This window comes from Shewanella aquimarina, from assembly GCF_023349185.1.
Taxonomy (GTDB): Bacteria; Pseudomonadota; Gammaproteobacteria; order Enterobacterales; family Shewanellaceae; genus Shewanella; species Shewanella aquimarina.
This window is the reverse complement of sequence record NZ_JAKIKY010000011.1, coordinates 113,858-136,434: the sequence shown is the minus strand read 5'-3', so window position 1 is coordinate 136,434 and position 22,577 is coordinate 113,858. Positions and strand designations below refer to the sequence as shown.

The 22,577-nt window shown below is 54.6% G+C and carries 18 protein-coding genes; 16 read left to right on the top strand and 2 right to left on the bottom strand.

The annotated features are described in order from the left end of the window. The first annotated feature begins 36 nt into the window (after window positions 1-36). The 9 genes from L2731_RS14395 to L2731_RS14355 all read left to right on the top strand — a co-directional run bounded on the left by L2731_RS14395 (window position 37) and on the right by L2731_RS14355 (window position 12,933). A complete protein-coding gene (locus L2731_RS14395; RefSeq protein ID WP_249253857.1) occupies window positions 37-1,167 on the top strand; it encodes a 4-phosphoerythronate dehydrogenase in 1,131 nt (376 codons plus the stop codon). Between the two features lie 2 nt (window positions 1,168-1,169). Continuing rightward, the gene (locus tag L2731_RS14390; protein ID WP_041510962.1) at window positions 1,170-2,186 is read left to right on the top strand and encodes an aspartate-semialdehyde dehydrogenase; all 1,017 of its coding nucleotides are present in this window, start codon (window positions 1,170-1,172) and stop codon (window positions 2,184-2,186) included. Between the two features lie 200 nt (window positions 2,187-2,386). Next, complete coding sequence (locus L2731_RS14385; protein ID WP_249253855.1) at window positions 2,387-5,116, top strand: FimV/HubP family polar landmark protein; 2,730 nt, start codon at window positions 2,387-2,389, stop codon at window positions 5,114-5,116. Between the two features lie 386 nt (window positions 5,117-5,502). Beyond that, window positions 5,503-6,288, top strand: coding sequence for a tRNA pseudouridine(38-40) synthase TruA (gene truA, locus L2731_RS14380; RefSeq protein WP_041510964.1), 786 nt, complete (start codon window positions 5,503-5,505; stop codon window positions 6,286-6,288). Window positions 6,289-6,319: 31 nt separating this feature from the next. Next, complete coding sequence (gene folC, locus L2731_RS14375; RefSeq protein ID WP_249253852.1) at window positions 6,320-7,597, top strand: bifunctional tetrahydrofolate synthase/dihydrofolate synthase; 1,278 nt, start codon at window positions 6,320-6,322, stop codon at window positions 7,595-7,597. Next, window positions 7,598-8,275 carry a cell division protein DedD gene (gene dedD / locus L2731_RS14370; RefSeq protein ID WP_249253850.1) on the top strand — a complete coding sequence of 226 codons (678 nt, stop codon included), beginning with the start codon at window positions 7,598-7,600 and terminating at the stop codon, window positions 8,273-8,275. A gap of 206 nt (window positions 8,276-8,481) precedes the next feature. Further along, window positions 8,482-8,970 (top strand): CvpA family protein, encoded by a 489-nt coding sequence (locus L2731_RS14365; protein WP_041510966.1) that lies wholly within the window; start codon window positions 8,482-8,484, stop codon window positions 8,968-8,970. Window positions 8,971-9,056: 86 nt separating this feature from the next. After that, a complete protein-coding gene (gene purF, locus L2731_RS14360) occupies window positions 9,057-10,571 on the top strand; it encodes an amidophosphoribosyltransferase (RefSeq protein ID WP_041510967.1) in 1,515 nt (504 codons plus the stop codon). Window positions 10,572-10,815: 244 nt separating this feature from the next. Then, on the top strand, window positions 10,816-12,933 hold the full coding sequence (locus L2731_RS14355) for a methyl-accepting chemotaxis protein (protein ID WP_249253847.1): 2,118 nt from the start codon (window positions 10,816-10,818) through the stop codon (window positions 12,931-12,933). A 122-nt stretch (window positions 12,934-13,055) separates the two neighbouring features. Here the strand turns inward: L2731_RS14355 and L2731_RS14350 are convergent, their stop codons facing one another. Then, window positions 13,056-13,331, bottom strand: a complete 276-nt coding sequence (locus tag L2731_RS14350; RefSeq protein WP_249253844.1) for a hypothetical protein — start codon at window positions 13,329-13,331, stop codon at window positions 13,056-13,058. A gap of 151 nt (window positions 13,332-13,482) precedes the next feature. On the opposite strand from L2731_RS14350, the gene L2731_RS14345 reads away from it, so the two are divergent. From L2731_RS14345 to galK, 4 genes are all read left to right on the top strand, one after another. After that, window positions 13,483-15,453 carry a DNA topoisomerase III gene (locus L2731_RS14345; protein WP_239850921.1) on the top strand — a complete coding sequence of 657 codons (1,971 nt, stop codon included), beginning with the start codon at window positions 13,483-13,485 and terminating at the stop codon, window positions 15,451-15,453. Window positions 15,454-15,698: 245 nt separating this feature from the next. Next, the gene (locus L2731_RS14340) at window positions 15,699-16,574 is read left to right on the top strand and encodes a helix-turn-helix domain-containing protein (RefSeq protein ID WP_239850919.1); all 876 of its coding nucleotides are present in this window, start codon (window positions 15,699-15,701) and stop codon (window positions 16,572-16,574) included. Window positions 16,575-16,917: 343 nt separating this feature from the next. Further along, window positions 16,918-18,006, top strand: coding sequence for a UDP-glucose--hexose-1-phosphate uridylyltransferase (locus tag L2731_RS14335; RefSeq protein ID WP_249253842.1), 1,089 nt, complete (start codon window positions 16,918-16,920; stop codon window positions 18,004-18,006). Window positions 18,007-18,062: 56 nt separating this feature from the next. Then, window positions 18,063-19,256 (top strand): galactokinase, encoded by a 1,194-nt coding sequence (gene galK / locus L2731_RS14330; protein WP_249253840.1) that lies wholly within the window; start codon window positions 18,063-18,065, stop codon window positions 19,254-19,256. Window positions 19,257-19,409: 153 nt separating this feature from the next. On the opposite strand, the gene L2731_RS14325 is transcribed toward galK, so the two are convergent. After that, complete coding sequence (locus L2731_RS14325; protein WP_239850905.1) at window positions 19,410-19,604, bottom strand: DUF4250 domain-containing protein; 195 nt, start codon at window positions 19,602-19,604, stop codon at window positions 19,410-19,412. A 205-nt stretch (window positions 19,605-19,809) separates the two neighbouring features. On the opposite strand from L2731_RS14325, the gene L2731_RS14320 reads away from it, so the two are divergent. From L2731_RS14320 to L2731_RS14310, 3 genes are all read left to right on the top strand, one after another. Next, window positions 19,810-20,718, top strand: a complete 909-nt coding sequence (locus L2731_RS14320; RefSeq protein WP_249253838.1) for a LysR family transcriptional regulator — start codon at window positions 19,810-19,812, stop codon at window positions 20,716-20,718. A gap of 342 nt (window positions 20,719-21,060) precedes the next feature. Beyond that, window positions 21,061-21,501, top strand: coding sequence for a DoxX family protein (locus L2731_RS14315; protein ID WP_249253835.1), 441 nt, complete (start codon window positions 21,061-21,063; stop codon window positions 21,499-21,501). A 78-nt stretch (window positions 21,502-21,579) separates the two neighbouring features. After that, a complete protein-coding gene (locus tag L2731_RS14310) occupies window positions 21,580-22,554 on the top strand; it encodes a glutathione S-transferase family protein (RefSeq protein ID WP_249253833.1) in 975 nt (324 codons plus the stop codon). Window positions 22,555-22,577 lie beyond the last annotated feature (23 nt).

The window sequence follows — 22,577 nt, the reverse complement described above, 5'->3', positions numbered from 1 at the left end:
GATAAAGTAGCCCCAAGTAACTGTGAAGAGAAGTCGATGAAAATTGTAGCCGATGAAAATATGCCCTATGTCGAAGCCCTGTTTGCCGATCTTGGCGAGGTGGTGATGGTCGATGGCCGCACCCTGATCCAGGCTCAGGTGAAAGATGCCGATGTCCTGCTGGTGCGCTCAGTCACTAAGGTGAATAAGAGTCTGCTGGACGGCTGCGACAGGCTCTCCTTCGTGGGCAGTGCCACCATAGGCATGGACCATCTGGACCTGGATTATCTGAAGCGGCGAGGCATCTTCTGCACCAATGCGCCGGGCTGTAACGCGGTAGCCGTAGGCGAGTACGCCTTCAATGCCATGCTGGAGCTCGCCAGACGTTTTCATTCGCCGCTTAAGAATAAGACGGTCGGCATAGTCGGTGCCGGTAACACGGGCACAGCGCTGCAACATTGTCTGCAAGCCTATGGAGTGAAGACACTGCTCAACGATCCCTTGCTCGAAGCCAGTGGCGATGAGCGCGAGTTTGTCTCCCTAGAGGAACTCATCGAGCGCTGCGATGTGATCTCTTTGCATGTGCCACTGACTCGAGATGGCGAGCATCCGACTCACTATCTGTTTGACCAGGCGCGCCTGAACACACTCGCCGAAGGCACCTGGCTGCTGAACTGCTGTCGCGGCGAGGTGATAGATAACCACGCGCTCATTCAGGTGAAACAGGTGCGGGAGGATCTCAAGCTGGTGCTGGATGTATGGGAAGGGGAACCCGAGCCGATGGCCGAGCTGGTACCACTGGTTGAGATAGCCACCCCGCACATCGCAGGCTATAGCCTTGAGGGCAAGGCTCGCGGCACCTTCATGTTGTATCTGGCCTTGATGGCTCAGCTTGGAAGAGAGGTCGATAAGTCGCTTTCCAGCCTGTTACCGCCGCTGTGGAGTCATCAGTTGTCGCCCCTGTCAGTGCCTGATGAGAGGGCCTTGCTTAGCCTGGTTCGCCTGGTCTATGACCTGCGCGATGACGACGAACTGTTTCGCCAGCGATTCCAAAATAACAAAGGCTTCGACCTGATGAGAAAAAATCATAAGCATCGACGTGAATTTAGCGCGTTAATGCTAGCCAATGCCGCGGGTTCTGATGTAGATTGGTTGTTCGAATTAGGTTTTTCAGGAGTCGGTCTGTAATTATGTCGCAGGAATTTAACGTCGTCGTTTTAGGTGCATCGGGAGCCGTGGGTCAAACAATGATTGAGATCCTCGAAGAGCGCAACTTTCCCGTTGCCAATTTGTATCCTTTAGCCAGTAGTCGTAGTGCGGGCGACACGGTAACTTTCCATGGTAAACAGGTCGAAATTTTAGACGTGGAGACCTTCGATTGGTCTCAGGCGCAGATAGGTTTCTTCTCGGCGGGCGGTGACGTATCGGCCAAGTGGGCACCTATTGCAGCCGAGCAGGGCTGTGTGGTGATCGATAACACCTCACATTTCCGTTACGACATCGACATTCCGCTGGTGGTTCCGGAAGTGAACCCTCAGGCGATCGCCGATTTTCGTAACCGCAACATCATAGCCAACCCTAACTGCTCGACCATTCAGATGCTGGTCGCGCTTAAGCCTGTCTATGATGCCTTCGGGATCTCACGTATCAATGTGGCCACTTATCAGTCTGTATCAGGCTCGGGCAAACAGGCTATCGAAGAGCTGGCCAATCAGTGTGCCAAGTTATTGCAGGGGCTGCCGGTAGAGCCTAAGGCCTATCCTAAGCAGATCGCCTTTAACGTGCTGCCACAGATCGATAAGTTTATGGACAACGGCTACACCAAAGAAGAGATGAAGATGGTGTGGGAAACCCAGAAGATCTTCGGCGACGACCAGATAGTGGTTAACCCTACCGCGGTGCGTGTGCCGGTCTTCTATGGTCACTCCGAAGCTGTGCATATCGAAACCGTGCAGCCGGTGAGCGCAGAAGATGTTAAGGCCGTGTTGCGTGATGCGCCGGGCGTTGAGCTGTTCGAGTCTAACGAAGAGTACCCAACGGCGGTGACTGAGGCGGCGGGAACCGATCCTGTTTATGTGGGCCGTGTGCGTGAAGATATCTCGCATCCTAACGGTATCAATCTCTGGGTTGTGTCTGATAACATTAGAAAAGGCGCAGCGCTTAACAGCGTACAGATCGCCGAAGTCTTGGTCAGAGACTACTACTGAACGCTCGGCCTAACGGGCCAATAAGCGTCTAAGTGGAGAAAAAGCCTGCAGTTTGCAGGCTTTTTTTGTGTGATCACTTGTTTTTGAAATGTGAACAGTAGCAGGCCATCTAAAACTGGTTTATAGTAATCTCAATAAATACAATTGCCTAAAGCACGCTGCCAAATGGCAGTCCATCATCGCTTGAAAGGGAAGAATTGATGAACTTTCGCACATCGCATCTTGCTGGTTTGCTAGCCAGCGCACTGCTTGTTCTCTCGTCGACTTCGGGTCTTTTATCTGCCGCAGAACCCCTCAATATTACCGGTCCAGATGGTGAGAGTCGCCAGACACTGCGCCAATACGGTCCAACCACGGCGTCTGATACCTTCTGGAGTATTGCACAGAAAACCCGTCCCGATGCGAGTGTGACCATCTATCAGGTGATGGCGGCGATTTATGAAGCCAACCCCCATGCGTTTACCAGTGACAACTACAACAGCTTAGAGAAGGGGATGATCCTGCTGATCCCATCTAAAGAGGTGATGCTGGCTATTCCTAAGAGCCTGGCCAAACAGCAGGCCGAAAAAAACGATAGAGGCTGGCGTCAGAAGCCACAGACCGCGGCTAAGCCTAAGCCGGTAGCGACGGCACAAGCGCCGCAAACGAGTGAACCAGAGGCGAGTCAACCTGAGATGACTCAGGACAAAACGACTCCGGCTGATAAGCCTAGCGGCGAACAGCAAAAGCAGATTGAGGCATTAACGGCGCAGCTCGAAGCCGAGCAGGCCAAGAACCTGTCGCTCACCGATGAGCTCGCCAGGGCACAAGATAAGCTGAATCTGGGCAACAACGACAGCGAGATGTTGCAGGCCAAGATAGATGAGCAAAGCAGCCGTATCGCCGAGCTGGAAGAGGCACTACTGGTTCAGAAAGAGCAGAAGGCGCAACTTAACAGCGAGGTGGAACAGTTACGTCAGCAGCTCGCGGCCGCCACTCAGCCAGCCCAGCCTAAAGAGGTTGATGATAGCTGGCGCACCATGATGAGCAGCCCGCTCTATCTCGGTCTGTTCGCGGCTATTCCAGCGCTACTGCTGCTGGTATTGGTATGGTTGTTTATCAAGCGTCGCAACAATAAGAGTGAGGCGGGCGAGGAGAGCGCGCCTGTGACACAGCAGATGGATGATAAGCCTGTCGCACCTGCGCCTGAAGATAGCGAAGAGATGATGGCGGTGCACCTGGACAATGACGATGAGGCCGACTCGCTGGATTCCTTGATGAAGGTCGACGAAACCCAGTTAACGCCAGAGGCCGATCTTAGCGAGGAGTTGCCGCAAGAAGGCGCCGAGATGGTGGTCGATGCCGGTGATGAGCAGGTGATGTCACCGATCGATGATGAAGGGCAGTCACTCGATGATCTCTGGGCCGAGGCCATGGGCGAGCAGGAAGAGGAAGAGACGAAGGCGGCACCGGAAGATGACCTGGATAGCCTGCTGGCCGAATTGGACGCGCCGGTCGCGGCACCCGCTGAGGACGAGGCAGTCGAAGAGCCATTAGCCGAGGAAACTTCGTTCGAGGCGCCTGCAGCGCTTGAAGATGAGGCTGACACTAGCGAGACAGATCTCGATGAGCTGCTAGCCGAATTTGAGCAAGAGACACCAAGCGAAGAGACTAAAGAGGAAGATTTAGATGCGCTGCTGGCCGAGTTTAACCTGCCAGCAGAAGAAGCAGTAGAAGAAGCGGCCGTGGAAGAGACGGCTAAGGCTGAGGAAACCGCCGAGCCTGAAGTCTCCCCAGAGGATGCGCAGCAGGAAACCCTGGCCGATGAGATAGCGCAGGAACTTGAAGAGGCTATCGATGCTACGGGTGATGAAGCCGAGGTCGATGATACCGATCTCGACGCCTTGCTAGCCGGTTTTGATGCTGAAACAGCAGCCTCAGAAAACGAAGCGACAGAAGTCGAGGAGGCGCAGGCGGCCGATAGCGAGCAGGATGATGAGATAGCCCGTCAGATCGCCGCCGAATTTGAGGAAGAAAACGATGATGCCGATGAGGCGGATCTCGATGCCTTATTGGCCGAGTTCGAACCCGCTGCGCCAGCAAGCGAGCCAGAAGCCGCTGAAACTCAAGCGCCAGACACTGCGGCGAGCGATGAAGCGTCCGTCGATATCGAGCCTGAACTTGAGCCCGAACTTGAGCCGGAACTCGACCCTGCAGCCGAGCTAGAAGCGAGTAAGCCATCGATCGGCCATGAGCCGCTAGAATTTGATCTGGGTGAGGATGAGCCAAGCGCCCAAGATGAAACCAAGGCTGAGGATGACGGCGAGGTGGATCTCGATGCACTGCTGGCCGACCTCGAATCGGTCGAAGAGGCAGAACCTAAGGCTGAGAAAGGTGAGTCGGGTTTCTTCGGTGATCTCAAGGGCAATAAGCGCAGCAGCGATAATATGCTTGAGTGGGAGTCTGCATTGACTAGCGCTGCGCCGAGTGCACAGGATACGCCGGCAGAAGAAGATGACGACGAAGGTATCGATCTGCAGCTGGACGATGATGATAACCTGACCGTAGATCAGGCACTGGCAGCCCTGGATGCGGCAGAGAAGAAGGGCGCCGCTAGAGCCGTGCCTGAGCATGACCTGACCGCCTTCCAGCAAGATAACGGCTTTATCGATATTGACAGACTACTTAACGAGGCCGATGAGGAGCAGCTGGATGTCGACAAATATAAGGAGCTGGATGTCGACATGGGTGAACTCGATAACCTGATGGGCAATGCGGCCATGGTGGATGTCGACGACGAGGAGAATTCGGTCAATGCCAAGCTGGATCTGGCTCGCGCCTATATCGAGATCGATGACATGGATAGCGCCAAGGCACTGCTCAAAGAGGTCGAGCTCGATGGCAACGAGCGTCAGCAGCAGGAAGCCAAGAAGTTGCTAGACGAGCTTTAAACCAGAGAAGCTCTAAACCAGAGAAGCTCTAATCAAGATAAGTCATAACAAACGGTGCTTAGGCACCGTTTTTTTATGGCGGCAAGCCAATATTTTCTCAATTCATGCCGTTATACCAATCACAGTAAACATGTGATCAGAAATAGCGCAGGATAAACGCTTGAGAACAAGACAGGATTTTTAGATAAGTAGTTCTTCTACAATTAAAAATACTAATCGAGTTATCGAGCGTTTTAACAAGCTAGAATGATCAATTATTTATTACGATTGGTATTAAATCGAGGATGACCAATTATCGGGCCAGTTAACTATCCAGTTCATACCGAGCTTGTGCTAGAATCCGCCGCCTAGCGTACATATTTATAAAACATGAGGACAGGTATTTCATGCGCGTAGCATTAGGTATCGAATATGATGGCAGCCGTTATTTTGGCTGGCAACGTCAGGCCGAGGTCGACTCGGTACAAGCCCAGCTCGAGCGAGCCCTATCTTTTGTTGCCAACGAGCCAATTTCGATTCAATGCGCCGGGCGTACCGATGCCGGGGTGCATGCCACGGGCCAGGTGGTGCATTTCGAGACCAATGCCGTGCGTAAGGAAAGCGCCTGGACCCTAGGGGTCAATGTTAACCTGCCGGACGATATCGCCGTGCGCTGGGCCAAGGATGTGGACGATGAGTTTCATGCCCGTTTTACCGCCACCGCCCGCCGTTATCGTTACATGATTTATAACCATCAGTTCAGACCTGGTATCCTGCGCTCCGGCGTGAGTCATTATCCGGGGCAGATAGATGAGACCAAGATGCATGAGGCGGCTCAGTTTCTGTTAGGTGAGCAGGACTTCACCAGTTTCCGCGCCATTCAGTGCCAGTCAAACACGCCGTTTCGCTGCGTACATGAGGTCAATGTGACCCGTCAGGGCATGTATATCTGCGTCGACATCAAGGCCAATGCCTTCTTACACCACATGGTGCGTAATATTGTGGGCTCCCTGCTCGAGGTGGGCTACGGTCGTCAGCCCGTGACCTGGATTAAAGAGCTACTGGCACTAAAGGATCGCACTCAGGCGGCGGCAACGGCCAAGCCTAACGGTCTCTATCTGGTCGATGTCACCTATCCCGAGCATTATGATCTGCCCAAGTTGGCCCTGGGGCCGCTGTTTATGCTGGATTAATCCCGAATCAATATAATTAGAGCAATTCGCAATGACCTCGCTACCTAACGCACAATCTAGCCTTAATGACTGGCTAACGCATCTGATAGCCATCCATCCCACCGAGATCGATATGGGGCTTGGCCGCGTTTCGGCCGTCGCCAGGACCATGGGGCTGGATAGCCTTGCTGGCACTAAGGTAGTGACGGTTGCCGGCACCAATGGTAAGGGCACGACCTGCGCCATGATAGAAGCCATCATGAGGCAGGCTGGGCTAAGGGTGGGGGTCTACAGCTCGCCCCACATGCTCAAATACAATGAGCGGGTGCGTATCGATGGCCTTGATGCCAGCGATGAGGCGCTTATCGAGGCGTTTTGCGCGATAGATGCGGCTCGCGGTGACATTTCGCTGACCTTCTTCGAATATGCCACCCTGGCAGGGCTCTACCTGTTTAAGCAGGCGGGGCTGGATCTCGTGTTACTCGAGGTAGGCTTAGGGGGCCGCCTTGATGCCACCAATATTATCGATGCCGATATCGCGGTGATCACCGCGATTGATATCGACCATCAGGAATACCTGGGTGATACCCGTGAGCTGGTGGGCCGAGAGAAGGCTGGGATCATGCGCGCGGGGCGTCCCGTGGTGATTGGTGACGCCGACCTGCCAGCAAGTGTGGTGGATTACGCCGAGTCCATCGGCGCTAAGATGCTGCGGGTGGATCAGGAGTTTAGCTATCAGGCGAGCGAGACAGATTGGCGTTTTAAGGCGGCCGAACCGTCTCATTTATCACTCTCAGGGCTGCCGCTGCCTAGCTTGCCGCTGGCCAATGCCGCCACTGCGCTGGCGGTAGTGCAACAGCTTATGTGCCAGCAGTTTGAGACAGAGCAGGCCCGCATCGCCATCGCCACCGGGCTGAAAGAGGCTAAGTTGGCCGGGCGACTCGAGGTGGTTAGCGAGCAGCCCAAGATCATCTTAGATGTTGCCCATAACCCCCATGCGGCGAGTTATCTGGCCGATCGTCTAAGAGCCTATGAAGGCCGGCGAATCTTCGCCCTGTGCGGCATGTTGAAAGATAAGGACTGCCGCGCCGTGCTTAGCCTGCTCGACGATCAGGTACATGCCTGGTATCTGACGGACCTTAACTGTGAGCGCAGTGCCAAGGCGCAGGACTTGCTCAGCTATCTGAGTGGCGACAAAGCTGCCTATAGCTTTGCCTCGGTTGAGCAGGCATACCAAGCGTTAAAGCCAGAGATTGGCCAATCCGATGTGGTAATTGTGTTTGGCTCCTTTTACACTGTGGCAGAGTTTAAGCAATTGGACCTAAGTTAAATGCAGGTGGATGAAGTAGAAGTCAAACAAGAGAAGGTATCGAGCCAGTTTCAAAACCGTCTGGTGGGCATCATAGTCTTGGTGGCCCTGGGGGTGATCTTTTTGCCCGATATCTTAGATGGTAAGAAGCAGCATCAGGAAGAGCAGTTTGCCGAGATCCCACTGCGGCCACAGGCCGAGTCCCGTCTCGACGAGCAGGGTACCATCACGGCCATCGACCTGGGTGAGCAGCAAGCGCAGTTCGACCAACAGATGAGTGCGCGAGAAGCTAACGCTAGCCAACTGCCAGCCGAGCCGCAGAGCGAGAAAGAAACGGCTAAGGTCGAAGCTAAGCCCGAGACTAAGCCAAGTGTGACAAAAACCGATGTCGTGAAAACCGATACCGCTAAGACAAGTGCCTCTAACAAGAGTGAACCTGCGCCAGCGACGGCGAGCTCTGCCTATACTCTGCAGCTAGGTAGCTTTAAGAATGCCGACAATGTAAATGCCCTGGTTAAACGCCTTCGAAGCCAAGGCTACCGTGCCTATACCGTGCCGCAAAAGCCGGTGGATGGCCAACTGACCAAGGTGTTTGTGGGGCCTGATATCTCCAAGGCCAAGCTGCAGAAGCTGCAGACCAAGCTGGATAAGTTTACCGGCCTTAAATCGGCGGTGGTCGACTACAATCCGCTGCTCTGATCTTGAGTGACCACTCCCCGACGCCCAGGCTTTTCCCCTGGGCGTTTTTGTCTGCGGGGCCGGGGTAAGATGGTCCTGGTTCAGAACTCAGTGTCCGTAATTGCGGATAAACTAAATCACTTTTAAATCAGGCTAGGGGGTGAGAATGTCTTCAGTCTCTGGTAAAATCCCGCCGTCTTAATGCTAATGCTGGATCACCTTATTCAATGGTTTGGATCGATTATGCCATTATTGCGGTCATCGCAATTTCGACTTTAATTAGTCTACTTCGTGGTTTCGTTAAGGAAGCCATGTCACTCGTGGTCTGGTTTGCCGCCTTCTTCGTGGCGAGTCAGTTTTATCAAGATCTCGCCGTCTACCTGACCCAGATGAAAGATGAAATGGTGCGAAATGGCATCGCCATCGCCATCCTGTTTATCTCGACCCTTATTCTCGGTGCCCTGGTTAACTATCTTATCGGCCAATTAGTGGCCAAGACTGGCCTGTCTGGCACAGACAGGGTACTGGGGCTCTGTTTCGGCGCTCTGCGCGGGGCGCTTATCGTCAGCGCGATACTCTTTTTCCTGGATGCCTTTACCGGGGCGCCTAGGACAGACTGGTGGGCCAGCTCACAGCTGGTTCCCGAATTCGGAGTGGTTATCCAGTGGTTCTTTGACTACGTGGAAAACACCTCAAGCTTTGTACCTAAAATATAAAAATGCTTAAGCATAGGCGAGCCTAGCCATTGGTCCTGGCCGCAGATAATAATTATCAGAACATCTTAAAATGAGGAAACCTACCCATGTGTGGTATCGTCGGAATAGTTGGCCGAACATCGGTTAATCAGACAATCTATGATGCACTCACAGTGCTACAGCATCGTGGCCAAGACGCCGCGGGCATTGTCACCGTAGATGGCAATGCGTTTAGATTGCGTAAGGCCAATGGTCTGGTAAAAGACGTATTTGAACCTAAGCATATGCAGCGCCTGCAAGGCTCCGCTGGCATAGGTCACGTGCGTTACCCAACTGCGGGTAGCTCGAGCGCGTCTGAGGCGCAACCTTTCTATGTTAACTCACCTTTCGGTATCTCTCTGGCGCACAATGGTAACTTGACCAACACGGTCGAGCTGCACGAGCGTCTGGTTAAGCAGCGTCGTCATGTGAACACCACCTCAGACTCTGAAGTCCTGCTTAACCTGTTGGCCGACGAGCTACAACACACCAAGAGCCAGTATCTTACAGCCGACGAAGTCTTCGAGGCGGTGACTAAGGTGCATGAGCTGACCCGCGGCGCCTATGCCGTGGCGGCGATGATCATCGGCCAGGGCCTGGTAGCGTTTCGCGACCCTTACGGTATTCGTCCACTGGTACTGGGTAAGCATGAGACAGAGCAGGGCACCGAATATATGGTGGCCTCTGAGAGCGTGGCACTCGACGCCGTCGGTTTCGAGACGGTACGTGATGTTGCCCCAGGCGAAGCCATCTATATCTCCTTGGATGGTCAGCTCTACACACGTCAATGTGCCCAGTCGCCAACCTATTCGCCTTGTATCTTCGAATATGTATATTTTGCCCGTCCAGACTCGACCATCGACAAGGTATCTGTCTACGGTAGCCGCGTGAACATGGGCACCATGCTGGGTGAGAAGATCAAGAAGGAGTGGGAAGATCACGATATCGACGTGGTGATCCCAATTCCTGAGACCTCATGCGATATCGCTCTGGAGATCGCCCGTAACCTAGACCTGCCATACCGCCAGGGCTTCGTGAAGAACCGTTATATCGGTCGTACCTTCATCATGCCGGGTCAGCAGGAGCGTAAGAAATCGGTTCGTCGCAAGCTTAACGCCATCAATGCCGAGTTTAAGGGCAAGAACGTGCTGCTGGTGGATGACTCTATCGTGCGCGGTACCACCTCCGAGCAGATCATCGAGATGGCTCGTGAAGCCGGCGCCAAGAAGGTTTACTTCGCCTCTGCGGCCCCTGAGATCCGCTTCCCGAACGTCTATGGTATCGACATGCCAACCTCGAGCGAGCTGATCGCCCACGGCCGTGACGCCGAAGAGATCAATAAGCTGATCGGTGCCGACGGCATCATCTTCCAGGATCTAGAAGATCTGATCGAAGCCGTACGTCAGCAGAACCCGGATATCAAACGCTTCGAGACCTCGGTATTTGACGGTAACTATGTGACCAACGATGTGGATCAGGCCTATCTGGATCACCTGACCCAGCTACGTAACGACGATGCCAAGGCAAATCGCATCAAGGATATCGGTACCAACCTAGAGCTGCACAACGTCTGTCACCCTTAATCGGTAGCAGATGCATCAGTTAAAAGCCGACCCTTAGTGGTCGGTTTTTTTATGTAGGTGGTCGGTTTTTTTATGTAGGTGGTCGGTTTTTTTATGGGGCATTTTGCTACATCGCTTCCCCTGCAAGGTCAATTAAATACCTGATAGCATGGTGTTTTAATGCTTTAGTGCTATGTTTAATGAGTGAAAGAGCTCGGTCTCACGCCTTAATCCTCATCTCTACCGCCTTGCTTAGGAGTGATAAATGAAACACTTGTCCATCAGTACTAAGTTGCTTTGGATCACCTCAACGCTGTTTTTGATCATCGTTGCCATTCTCTCCTTTAGCCTCTGGTGGTCGCTCAGCGACAAAAATGCCCAACTGGCAAGCCAGGTGCAGAGTGCGCTGCATGATGAGACCCGCCAGCGTCTCAGTGCCCGGGCCGGTGAGTACGGCGAGCGTGTTGCGGGTTTCATCAACGAGGCTTACCGAATTCCCTTCTCCTTTGCGGGTATGATAGAACAAAGCGCCGCCACTCAGCCGCTATCTCGTGAAGGGGTTGAGGAATCTGTGGCAGGTATTTTGCGCAAGAATAGCCAGCTCTCTTCCATGTACGCCCAGTTCGAGCCCAATGGTTATGATGGTCGGGATAGCGAATATACCCAGAAGATTAGTCACAGCGTGCCAGAGGCGGGCACCCTGGAGATCTATTACACCCGCAACGACGATGGCAGCGTCGAACATCAGCAGGTGGACGATGCCAGTGAGAAATATGATGCCACCCTCAAGGAGTTTGGCGTGCGCGAGGCCGAATGGTATCTGTGCGCCAAGGATACCAAGCGCCCTTGCCTGATGGAGCCCTACCTGTATGAGATAAGCCCGGGCAACACGGCGCTGATGACCTCGCTGACCGTACCTGTGGTGGTGGGCGGCAGTTTTCGTGGCGTGATAGGTGTAGACGTCAACCTGCCTGTGTTTCAGAAGCTGATCGACGAGCTCTCGGCCAGCCTGTATCGAGGCAAGGCCAAGGTGACCCTGCTGAGCCAGAAGGGCTTAGTGGTGGCGGCCAGTCACTATGATAAGAAGGCAAGGCCCTTGGGCGAATCTATCGCACCCTCGCTCGCCAGTCAGTTAACCGGGCTGCATCGCCAGGGCGGCTACTTGGAGCAAGGAAGCCATATTATCGTCGCCTATCCTATCGATATTGGACTTGCCAAGGCGCAGTGGTCGCTGGTTATCGAGGTGGACAAGGTTGATGCCTATGAGGCCGCCAATGCCATGGATAAGGCGATGTCGGCGATGGCCAGCTCTCTGGGTAGCCTGCTGTTGATCGTCGGGGTTATCGTCTCCTTAATCGCCGTGGTCACCATTAGTTTAGTGATACGTTCCATCATAGCGCCGCTTAAGGTGATTCAGAATCGAGTGGAAAACCTTGCCAGCGCCGAGGGGGATCTGACTCAGGCGATCACGGTGGAATCCCACGCCGAGTTAATCGCCCTGGGAGGCGGCATCAATGGCTTTATTACCAAGCTGCGCCTGCTGATCGGCGAGCTTAAGGAGTTGGCGTCACGTTCTCAGGCGGAGAGTCAGGTGGCAGCCGGGATTGCCCAGCAGACCCACAACAGCGTCAATCGTCAGTACAGTGACATCGAGAGTGTGGTGACCGCGGTGAATCAGATGAGCGCCACCGCGCTGGAGGTGGCCAAGGCCTCTGAGCAAACCGCATCGGAAACCGAGGCGATGACCCTCAACGTCAAGGCCGGTGAAGACAGCCTGAGTCAGGCCATGGGCTATGTGACCCATATGTCGCAAGAATCTCTGCTGGCCAAGGAAGCCGTGGGCAAGGTGGCGGAAAGCAGCACCAACATCAGTAAGATCCTCGAGGTGATCAGCGCCATTGCCGAACAGACCAATCTGCTGGCGCTGAATGCCGCCATCGAGGCGGCCCGCGCCGGAGAGCAGGGGCGGGGCTTTGCCGTGGTTGCTGACGAGGTGCGGGCCCTGGCCTCCAAGACCCAGAGTTCTACCGATGAGATTGGCAAGTTGATCGAGACCTTACAGCGGGAGGTTACCAGCGCGTCGCAGATCATCGACCAAGGGGTGGATGGTGCCCAGCGCGCCGTGGCCCAGACCGAATCGGCCTTGAGTTCGCTTAACACTATAGTGAGCCAGATTCAGGAGGTCTCGGGGCAGGTGACCCATATCGCCACCGCTGCAGAGGAGCAGAGCGCCGTCACCGAAGAGGTCAATCGCAACATAACCGGCATCTCTGATTCGGCCTCAGAGCTGGCGAGACTGGCCGATGAGGCGCAGCAGAGCAGTGCCAGCCTAGCGGCATTGGTGGAGCAGCAGCACCTACAGCTAGGTAAGTTAAAAACATAGACTCAGCATGTTGTTAAAGCTGATTGAGGCGTCTCCTGGGAGGCGCCTTTTTAATGGTTTTTGCCGGATGAGGCCAAGACAAAGCTGGGGACAAGTCACTGCTAATCGAGCATAGCGAGAGTTCAGAAGGGGAGCAGCAAGCCTTGGCTTACCCACACCAACAGCCAGAGGCAGAACAGGAGTCCCATGGCCAGCCTATGATTTTTACCATGGCGGGCGAGCGCAAATAGAGTGCCTGCGCAGCTTAGCAACAGCAGCGCGCCAAACAGCATCAGGGGATCCAGTCGCCAGGGTAATGCTAAGTTAGGCATTAAGAGCAGAAGCAGCGCCGTCGTTGTCAGCGTGGCATAGAGTAGCAGGCGCTCGGGTCGGTAAGGGGTTTTGAGTCGTATGTGCATATCAACCTCCATAGAATGGCCTTAGACTACTCTTTAATGAGAATTATTCTCAACTAAATTTACATGTAAGCATAAGATTGCTTTTCCTATTTGCGCCAAGGCCACGAGTGGTTTAAAGTTACTGTTAATTTATACAGTAATTGATGTCAGTATGATCCTATACATAGCAGAGAAGCCCAGTCTCGGGCGGGCAATCGCCGATGTGTTACCTAAACCCCACAAGAAGGGCGAGGGCTATATCACGGCGGCCAATGGCGATACCGTCTCCTGGTGCATAGGGCACCTGCTGGAGCAGGCCGAGCCCGACAGCTATGATCCCGCCTTCAAGTCTTGGTCGTTCGACCATCTGCCCATAGTGCCGCAGCAGTGGAAGATGACCCCAAAGAGCAAAACACGGGGACAGCTCAGCGTACTGAGAAAACTGGTCAAGCAGGCCAGCCAGTTGGTGAACGCCGGGGATCCGGACCGTGAAGGTCAGCTGCTGGTGGATGAGGTGATCGCCTATTTGGGGGTCAAGGGCGACAAGCTAGAACAGACCCAGCGCCTACTGGTGAGCGACCTCAACCCCCAGGCAGTGAAACGCGCCCTAGGGCAGCTGCGTAGCAACCGAGAGTTTATCCCCCTGTCGACCTCGGCGCTGGCGCGCTCCCGCGCCGACTGGCTCTATGGCATGAACATGACTCGCGCCTATACGCTCCAAGGCCGTAAGGTGGGCTATCAGGGAGTGCTCTCCGTCGGTCGGGTGCAGACGCCACTATTAGGATTGGTGGTGCGTCGTGATGAGGCTATTGAGAATTTCGTCAGCAAGCCTTTCTATGAGGTGCAGGCCAATCTGTATACCCAAGAGCAGGCGCATTTTAAGGCCAAGTGGCAGCCCAGCGAGGCCTGTCAGCCCTATATGGATGAGGAGGGGCGGGTGCTGTCGCGCCGCCTGGCGGAAAACGTGGTGGGGCGGATCACAGAGCAGCCCGCCAAGGTGACGGATCTGCAGGCCAAAGATAAACAGCAGGGACAACCCTTACCCTATAACCTGTCGTCGCTGCAGATAGATGCGGCGAAACGATTTGGCATGAGTGCCAAGACGGTGCTCGATACCTGTCAGTCCTTGTATGAAAAACATAAGCTGATCACCTATCCACGCTCCGATAGTCGTTATCTGCCTAAGGAGCAGCTGGCTCTGGCGCCAAGGGTGATCGACGCCGTGCTTAAGGGGGCTGGCGAACTCACCGCCCAGTGCACCGCGCCGGATCCCAAGATAGTTTCTAAGGCCTGGAACGATGTTAAGGTGGATGCCCACCACGCCATAGTGCCTACCGAGAAAGTAGCTAATCTGAGTGCCCTGAGCCAGGCCGAGAAACAGATCTACCTGCAAGTGGCGCGTCAGTATCTGGCGCAGTTTTACCCTGTCTATCGCTACCATGAGACTCAGGTTGAGGTGGAGATCGCCGGCGGCCATTTTCATACCAAGGCTAAGCAGGAGATCGCCCCCGGATGGAAGCAACTGTTTCCCAAGCGCAGCGATGACAAGGCCGACGGCGAGGGCGACGAGGCCCTGGCCCTGCTGCCGCCGCTACATAAGGGGCAAGAACTGCACTCTGGTCAGGGAGAGCTTATCGAGAAGCAGACCCAGCCGCCCAAGGCCTTTACCGATGCCAGCCTGCTGAGCGCCATGACGGGGATCAGTCGTTACGTGAGCAACCCAGAGATCCGTAAGATCCTCAAGGAAACCGACGGCCTGGGGACAGAGGCGACCCGCGCCGGGATCATCGAGTTGCTGTTTAAAAGAGGCTTTCTGGCGCGCCAGGGAAAATCTATCGTCTCGACCCCTGTTGGTCGCGGCCTCATCAATAGCCTGCCTGAGTCGGCAACTACGCCGGATATGACGGCGCTGTGGGAGAGTCACCTGGATGCCATCAGTCGTAAAGAAGCCAAGTACCTGAGCTTCATGGCGCCGCTAGTCGAGTCGCTCAACGGGCTTATAATGCAGGCTGGTGCCCAGCTGCCCAAGGCCTTGCAAGGTGTCGAGGCGCCTAAGCGTTCGTTTAAGAAACGTGGCTATGGCAATCGACGCGGCGGTGCGACAGCTACCAAAGGCAAGGCTAGCGGATCAAAACGAGATTGAGCACGTCACCCTGATATTTATATCCTCGATACTGGATGGGAGACTTCCCAAAATAGTGGCTATGACTTCCAGAAAATACCCTAACGAATATTTAACATCAGTCGTTTTCATGCTAGCTACTTGAGTAAGTTTCACTCTGCACCTTCCTGAAAATAAGGTATAACTTCCCGAAAAATAACTTAAGTTTGTGAATCAAGTGTATGTGCGTTAGTTTCGCCTGAGGTGGGTTAACCGGGGTTATCCTTATGTTCGAATGGGTCGAGAAAATTTCGTTTAGTGAAGCCAGTCCGTTAACGGCGCAGGCGCAAGACAATAAGTTTGGCTTTCATCGCAAGCGGCCAGAGGTGATGGCCCACAGCCATTGGCATGGCCATATAGAGATTAACTACCTCTTTGATTGTTCGGCCGATTATTTGATTAACGGTCAGGAGATCTCTGTGCCCGAGGGGCGGATGATCATCTTCTGGGCTTCGATCCCCCATCAGATGACCGCCTGTCATGGTGACGGTGAGATAGTTAATATCTACATTCCGCTGCAGGCCTTCCTCACCTGGATGCTGCCGGGGGAGTTTGTCAGCCAGTTGCTCCATGGCGAGGTGATGGTGTCTGACAGCCTCTATGTGTGCGATCGCCAGCTGACGCAGATCTGGGAGGCGGATATCGCCAGCCAGGAGCCTCTGCTCGCCAGTCAGGTGATCAACGAGATCCGCAATCGTATCCGGCGCATGGCGATAGAGCACTACAGCACCTTTAATCTGGCTCATCGTAGCAGCCATGGGGTCGACAAGCCGGTGTTTGGCGGGCTTAACCATATTCAGACCATGCTGCGTTATATCGCCGACCATTATGATCAGAAGATCACCATAGAGAACGTGGCCATGTCCACCGGGCTGCACAAGAACTATGCGATGAAGCTCTTCAATCGCGTAATGAAAGTCTCAATAAAACAATATATTAACCAGCTACGACTGCAACATGCCCAGGCCTTGCTGATCGATACCGAGAATCCTGTGCTGAACATAGCGCTGGAGGCAGGATTTGGCTCGGTGAGCCGCTTCTATGACATCTTTCAGCGCGAGTTCAACATGTCGCCGCTGGAGTTTCGTCGCCGGGTGGGATGAAGCTATTCTTCCCAAAAGGAGCATTCTGTGCCGTTAGCGTCCCCTTAAAATAGGTAAATCCCTATTGAAAATCTGCTCTTGTTTAGCATGGTGGGTGTCACTCTTTAACCTTTCTTGCCTAGATCACAGAGGGGGAAGTGCTGGATACTCAGTAGTATGTAGGGTGGGCTAAGTACCCGAAGCGTTTAATTTTAGTTGACCACTATTAGTTGTCACTATAAGTGTGGCTTTCTTCTCGCTTGGGTGGTAAATGGGAAACAAAAGGCTCTTTTCAGGAATGACTGTAAAGGGCAACTGGCCGAGCATAGCGATCACTTAAGAACCAAGGATGTAGATCGCTATTATGTTTCAAAAGACCCAGGCTAAGCCGAAGTTTTCAACCGATGAACACCCCCATCGCCGTTTCAATCCTCTCACCGGCGAGTGGGTGTTACTGTCACCACATAGAAGTAAGCGGCCCTGGCAGGGACAGACCGAGGCGCTGGATCTGACCACGGCGCCCAGTTACGACAGCGAGTGCTTCCTCTGCCCTGGCAATAAACGCATCAATGGCGAGCAAAACCCCAAGTACGACACCACCTTCGTGTTTCAAAACGACTTCGCCGCCCTCAATAGTGAAGGCCCCAAGGCTCAGGGGGAGGATCCGCTGTTTCGCTTCGAGACGGTAGAGGGGGAGAGTCGGGTGCTCTGCTTCTCGCCGGATCACAGCCTGACGCTGGCGCAGCTCGACCCCGAGGCGATGCAGGCGGTGATCGCCGTCTGGCAAAGCCAGAGCGAGCTATTGGGGAAGAAGTATCTCTGGGTGCAGGTATTTGAAAACAAGGGCGCCGCCATGGGCTGCTCTAATCCCCATCCCCATGGGCAGCTCTGGGCCCATAACCACCTTCCCACATTGGTGGCGACGAAACAGCAGCGCCTTGCGGATTACTACCTGCAGCATCATGGCAATCTCCTGGGCGACTATGTCGAGCGCGAGCTACAGCAAGAAGTGCGCATTGTGGTGAGCAACCATGATTGGGTGGCGCTTGTGCCTTACTGGGCCAGCTGGCCCTTCGAGACCCTGCTTTTGCCAAGGTTCAACATTAGGCGCATGCCGGAGCTGACCGCCGAGACCCGTGAAAGCCTGGGGGAGATCATAGGCGCGCTCACCGTGCGTTACGATAACCTGTTCCAGTGCGCCTTTCCCTATTCCATGGGCTGGCACGGCGCGCCGTTTGATGGCCAGGACCACCCCGAGTGGTGCCTGCACGCTCACTTTTATCCGCCACTGCTGCGTAGCGCCAGCGTGAAGAAATTTATGGTGGGGTACGAGCTGCTGGCCGAGATCCAGCGGGATATCACCCCTGAGCAGGCCGCCGCGCGTTTGAGGGAACAATCCCCAATCCACTACAAGAGTAGCCACTACAAGAACAGCCACAACAAAAATAGCTAAGGCAAGCAGAGCCAATAAAAACACAGATAAAGCCAGGCTAAAAAAAGGACAGAAAGATGAGAAATGGCGAGCTAACTCAAGCCCTTATCCATGCCTTCACCCAGGCCTTCAACCAGGCGTTCGGCCAAGAACCTAGGTTAGTGGCCTACGCCCCGGGGCGGGTCAATTTGATAGGCGATCATACAGACTACAACCTGGGCTGGGTATTACCAGTGGCGCTCGACAGGGGCACCTGGGTGGCTGCATCACAGCGCGATGATAGCCAGATCCAAGTGGTGGCGAGAGACATGGACAACGAGAAGGTTAGCTTTTCGCTCGATGACCAAGCAATGGCGCAGATGCCACTGGATAGCGTCTCGCCATGGAGCAACTATGTGCGCGGCATGGTGAAGATGCTCAGCGCCTATCTGGCCGAGACGGATCAGCCTCCTCTCAGGGGCGCTAGCCTGATGATTAGCGGCAATCTGCCTAAAGGAGCGGGGCTGAGCTCATCGGCCTCTCTTGAGATGGCGCTTATCAAGGCCTTCGCCGGGCTGTTCGATCTCAAGGTCGACGGCATAAAAGCCGCGCAGCTGGGCCAGCAGGCGGAGAACGATTTTGTCGGCTGTAACTGCGGCATCATGGATCAGCTGATCTCGGCCATGGGAGAGGCGGAGCGCGCCATGCTGCTCGATTGCAGCGATCTCGATATCAAACAGGTGCCGCTGCCAGCAGGGCTAGGGCTGATGATCATCAACTCTAACGTGAAGCGGGCGTTGGTAGGCAGCGAATATAACCTGAGGCGCGAGCAGTGCCAGCAGGTGGCGCAGCATTTCGGTGTGAACTCCCTGCGGCAGGTGAGCTATGAGCAGCTGTGTCAGGCTGAGGCCTCGCTCGAGCCGACCCTGTTTCGGCGTGCCCGCCATGTGGTGAGTGAAAACGCCCGGGTGCTTGAGATGGCTGAGGCGCTAAGCGCAGGCGATAGCGCCCGCATCGGCCGTCTGATGGCCGCCTCTCATCGCTCGCTGCGAGATGATTTTGCCGTGAGCACCCCTGAGGTGGACTGTCTGGTGGCACTGGTGAGCGAGGTGCTGGGCATGGATGGCGGCGCGCGCATGACTGGCGGCGGCTTCGGTGGCTGCGTGGTCGCCCTGCTGCCAGAGCACAAGATAGCCCTGGTGCACGAGACAATCGCCGCCGAGTATCAGGCAAGGACAGGGCTGACGGCGGATATCTATCTGTGCCATAGCGGGGCGGGGGCCTTCGCCTAAGCGTCTAAGCCTTCCCTGAAAAGGCGGCCCGGGAACTCGACTGGCGGGTGGCGAGAGATCTTACGCAGATGATGCAAGACAGCTGGTGCTGGCAGTGTCGTAATCCCCAGGGATATAGCTAAATAGCTTCTTAACTCGCTGGCAGGTTAATCGCTATTTGCAGGCCTTGTATTGGTTGCTGATGGGGTCATATTCGAACCCTGATGCCGCCAGTTTCTGCTCCAGCTGAGCGCTGGGAATGTCCAGCTGGTAGAAGAGGTCCTGCTTATCATTACAGTTCAGCCTGAGCTGCTCGTTGACTATGCCCACCAGAATATCGCCGCTTAGTTGGGTTAAGTGGTAGTCCATCTCGTTCTCCTGAGTCTGAGTATGCATCTGTTATAGGTTTAGCCCAGTTTTTATTGGCTGACAACGGTGCGTACGACCTCTGCTGATTGAATTTTTACCCTTAGATTATCTTCAAAAGTTCCATTAAATAGACTATTTTGTCTTTGATTATCAACATCTGATGACTAATTTGGCGACTAATTAAGAACGAATAGGGGAGCTTATCTTGGATAGAATCGATACCATGAAAGCCTTTACGGCCGTGGTGCAGGAGGGTTCCTTCACCAAGGCGGCGGACAGGCTAGGGCTCTCCTCACAGCTGGTCAGCAAGTATGTGTCTCAGCTCGAGGAGCATCTCAAGGTGCGCCTGCTCAATCGCACCACGCGGCGGGTCAATGTGACCGAGGCGGGCAGGGCCTACTTCGAGCGATGTCAGCAGGTGCTTATCGATATCGAGGAGATGGACAACGCCCTGACCAACCTTAGCGAGACCGCCTCGGGTCTGCTTAAGGTCAGCGCCCCCATGTCTTTCGGTATTCATCATCTGCCGAGCGCCCTGGTGCAGTTTCAGCAGCAACACCCGGATGTCAGGCTGGATATCACCCTGACGGACAAGAAGGTGGATCTACTGGAGGATGGCGTCGATGTGGCGCTGCGCATCGGTCAGCTCTCAAGCTCTTCGCTTATCGCCAAGAAGCTCACCCCGATCAAGCTGGTTGTCTGCGCCTCCCCCGAGTATCTGGCCGAGCGCGGCGAGCCCAAGACCCCGGCGGATCTTATCCATCACAACTATCTGCACTTTAGCTACTCGGATCTGGGCGCGGCCTTCGGTCGTTTCGGCGAGCACTTCTCGGCGCTGAAGATCCCAAGCGACCTGGCCTGTAATAACGGTGACATGCTGGTGGAGGCCGCCATCGCCGGTCGCGGCATAGTGGTGCAGCCCACCTTTCTGGTGAGCAAGGCCCTGCGTAGTGGTAAGCTCAAAGCGATCCTCACCGAGTATACGCCAGAGCCCTTTGGCCTGTACGCCGTCTATGTGCACCGTAAGTTTCTCGCCAGCAAGGTGCGCTGTTTCGTCGATGCCCTGAGCCAATACTATGGCAAGACCCCTTACTGGGATGCGCTAGACGACTAGCTGGTTTTGGCTAGCTTTATAGTTTTAGCCAGCTTTCTCGCTCTAGCTAGCTTTCTCGCATTAGCCAGCTTTCTCGTCCTCAAGCTTTCCGCGCCCGAGCGCAAAGCCTTAAGCCCTAAGCTTCAAGACTAATGCCTCAAGACTAATGCTCCAAGACGTAAGCCCATCTTCCGCCCAGGCTTATTATCGTCAATTTGTTGCTAATCATTAAATGATAGCGGTGTTTATCAATTTGACGTTGAGAGCTACATTTACCTCATCGGCAGCGAATGGCTAATGACTTATACCTAATCAAAGTCAAAGGCCAAAGGCTGCAAACCAAACATCTTTGAGGAGATCACTATGAACAAGCAAACATTAATCAAACTACTTAACAGCGATGCTGGACTGGCCCCCTTGGTACTGCGTCTACCCCTAGGACTTATCTTCGCCGCTCACGGCGCCCAGAAGCTGTTCGGCTGGTTCGGCGGCTATGGCCTGGAAGGCACTGGGCAATGGATGGCCAGCGTCGGATTCGAACCCGGTTACCTGATGGCCCTGCTGGCCGGTAGCGCCGAGTTCTTCGGTGGTCTGGCACTGGTGCTGGGTCTGCTGACTCGTCCCGCCGCCGCGCTGACCGCCTTCACCATGGCGGTGGCCATGACGCTGCACGTGGGCAACGGCCTGTTTGTCTCTAACAACGGCTACGAGTTTGCCTTGATATTGCTGGCGGCCTCGCTATCTCTGGCGGTGCAGGGCGGTGGACGCTACTCAATCGACAAGCTACTGAGCGGTCGTCTCTAAGGTTAGCCAATTTTGCGGTAGGGGCGGGTGTAGGAGACTATGCCCGGCATCCTGTTACGGGTTTAGAAGGAGAAGCAGATGTTAGTCGATGGTCGTTGGAATGGAGATTGGCAGCCGGTGCAGGCTAAGGATGATGAGGGGCGTTTCGTGCGTCAGATCTCTAGCTTTCGCAACTGGATAACGCCGACAGGCGAGGCTGGTCCTACGGGTGAGGGCGGCTTTAAGGCGGAGTCTGGCCGCTATCATCTCTATGTCGCCTATATCTGCCCCTGGGCCTCACGTACCCTGATGGTGCGGGCGCTCAAGGGCCTTAGCGAGCATATCAGTGTCAGCGTGGTCAACCCCGTGCTTTCGGATCAGGGCTGGCAGTTTGGCGGCGCGCAGGGTAGCAAGGTAGCTGGAGACAGCGACAGCCTCAATGGCCACAAGTATCTACATCAGCTCTATACCCAGGTGGATCCTCACTTTACCGGCAGGGCGACCGTGCCTGTGCTCTGGGATAAGCAGCGCCAGGTGATAGTGAATAACGAATCGGCAGACATCATACGCATGTTAAACACCGCCTTCGATCACCTTACCGACTCGGCACTAAATCCGGCATTGGACCTCTATCCTGAGAGGCTGCATCAAGCTATCGATAGTTTGAATGAGCGTCTTTATCACGAGTTAAACAATGGCGTCTACAAGGCGGGCTTTGCCACCAGTCAGTTTGCCTACGAAGAGGCCTATCAGGGCGTCTTTAGCCTGCTCGATGAATTAGAGTTGACCCTGAGCGATGGTCGATCCTACCTGCTCGGCGAGCAACTGACCGAGTCGGATATTCGCGCCTTCGTGACCCTGGTGCGCTTCGATGTCGCCTACTATGGCCTGTTCAAGTGCAACCGTGAGCTGATCGCCCAGAAGCCGCAGCTACAGGCCTATCTGCAGCGCATCTATGCCCTCGATGGCATCGCAGCCACGGTCAATATCGAGCATATCAAGCAGGGTTACTATTCGATCAAGGCCCTTAACCCAACAGGCATAGTGCCTGTCGGCCCACAGGTTAGCTTATGAGTTCAGTAAAGAGTTTAAAAGTG

What these genes read in the sequence shown, in the direction of transcription:
- L2731_RS14395 (WP_249253857.1), top strand. Translation starts at nt 37, where the DNA reads ATGAAAATTGTAGCCGATGAAAATATGCCCTATGTCGAAGCCCTGTTT.
- L2731_RS14390 (WP_041510962.1), top strand. Translation starts at nt 1,170, where the DNA reads ATGTCGCAGGAATTTAACGTCGTCGTTTTAGGTGCATCGGGAGCCGTG.
- L2731_RS14385 (WP_249253855.1), top strand. Translation starts at nt 2,387, where the DNA reads ATGAACTTTCGCACATCGCATCTTGCTGGTTTGCTAGCCAGCGCACTG.
- truA (WP_041510964.1), top strand. Translation starts at nt 5,503, where the DNA reads ATGCGCGTAGCATTAGGTATCGAATATGATGGCAGCCGTTATTTTGGC.
- folC (WP_249253852.1), top strand. Translation starts at nt 6,320, where the DNA reads ATGACCTCGCTACCTAACGCACAATCTAGCCTTAATGACTGGCTAACG.
- dedD (WP_249253850.1), top strand. Translation starts at nt 7,598, where the DNA reads ATGCAGGTGGATGAAGTAGAAGTCAAACAAGAGAAGGTATCGAGCCAG.
- L2731_RS14365 (WP_041510966.1), top strand. Translation starts at nt 8,482, where the DNA reads ATGGTTTGGATCGATTATGCCATTATTGCGGTCATCGCAATTTCGACT.
- purF (WP_041510967.1), top strand. Translation starts at nt 9,057, where the DNA reads ATGTGTGGTATCGTCGGAATAGTTGGCCGAACATCGGTTAATCAGACA.
- L2731_RS14355 (WP_249253847.1), top strand. Translation starts at nt 10,816, where the DNA reads ATGAAACACTTGTCCATCAGTACTAAGTTGCTTTGGATCACCTCAACG.
- L2731_RS14350 (WP_249253844.1), bottom strand. Translation starts at nt 13,331, where the DNA reads ATGCACATACGACTCAAAACCCCTTACCGACCCGAGCGCCTGCTACTC.
- L2731_RS14345 (WP_239850921.1), top strand. Translation starts at nt 13,483, where the DNA reads ATGATCCTATACATAGCAGAGAAGCCCAGTCTCGGGCGGGCAATCGCC.
- L2731_RS14340 (WP_239850919.1), top strand. Translation starts at nt 15,699, where the DNA reads ATGTTCGAATGGGTCGAGAAAATTTCGTTTAGTGAAGCCAGTCCGTTA.
- L2731_RS14335 (WP_249253842.1), top strand. Translation starts at nt 16,918, where the DNA reads ATGTTTCAAAAGACCCAGGCTAAGCCGAAGTTTTCAACCGATGAACAC.
- galK (WP_249253840.1), top strand. Translation starts at nt 18,063, where the DNA reads ATGAGAAATGGCGAGCTAACTCAAGCCCTTATCCATGCCTTCACCCAG.
- L2731_RS14325 (WP_239850905.1), bottom strand. Translation starts at nt 19,604, where the DNA reads ATGGACTACCACTTAACCCAACTAAGCGGCGATATTCTGGTGGGCATA.
- L2731_RS14315 (WP_249253835.1), top strand. Translation starts at nt 21,061, where the DNA reads ATGAACAAGCAAACATTAATCAAACTACTTAACAGCGATGCTGGACTG.
- L2731_RS14310 (WP_249253833.1), top strand. Translation starts at nt 21,580, where the DNA reads ATGTTAGTCGATGGTCGTTGGAATGGAGATTGGCAGCCGGTGCAGGCT.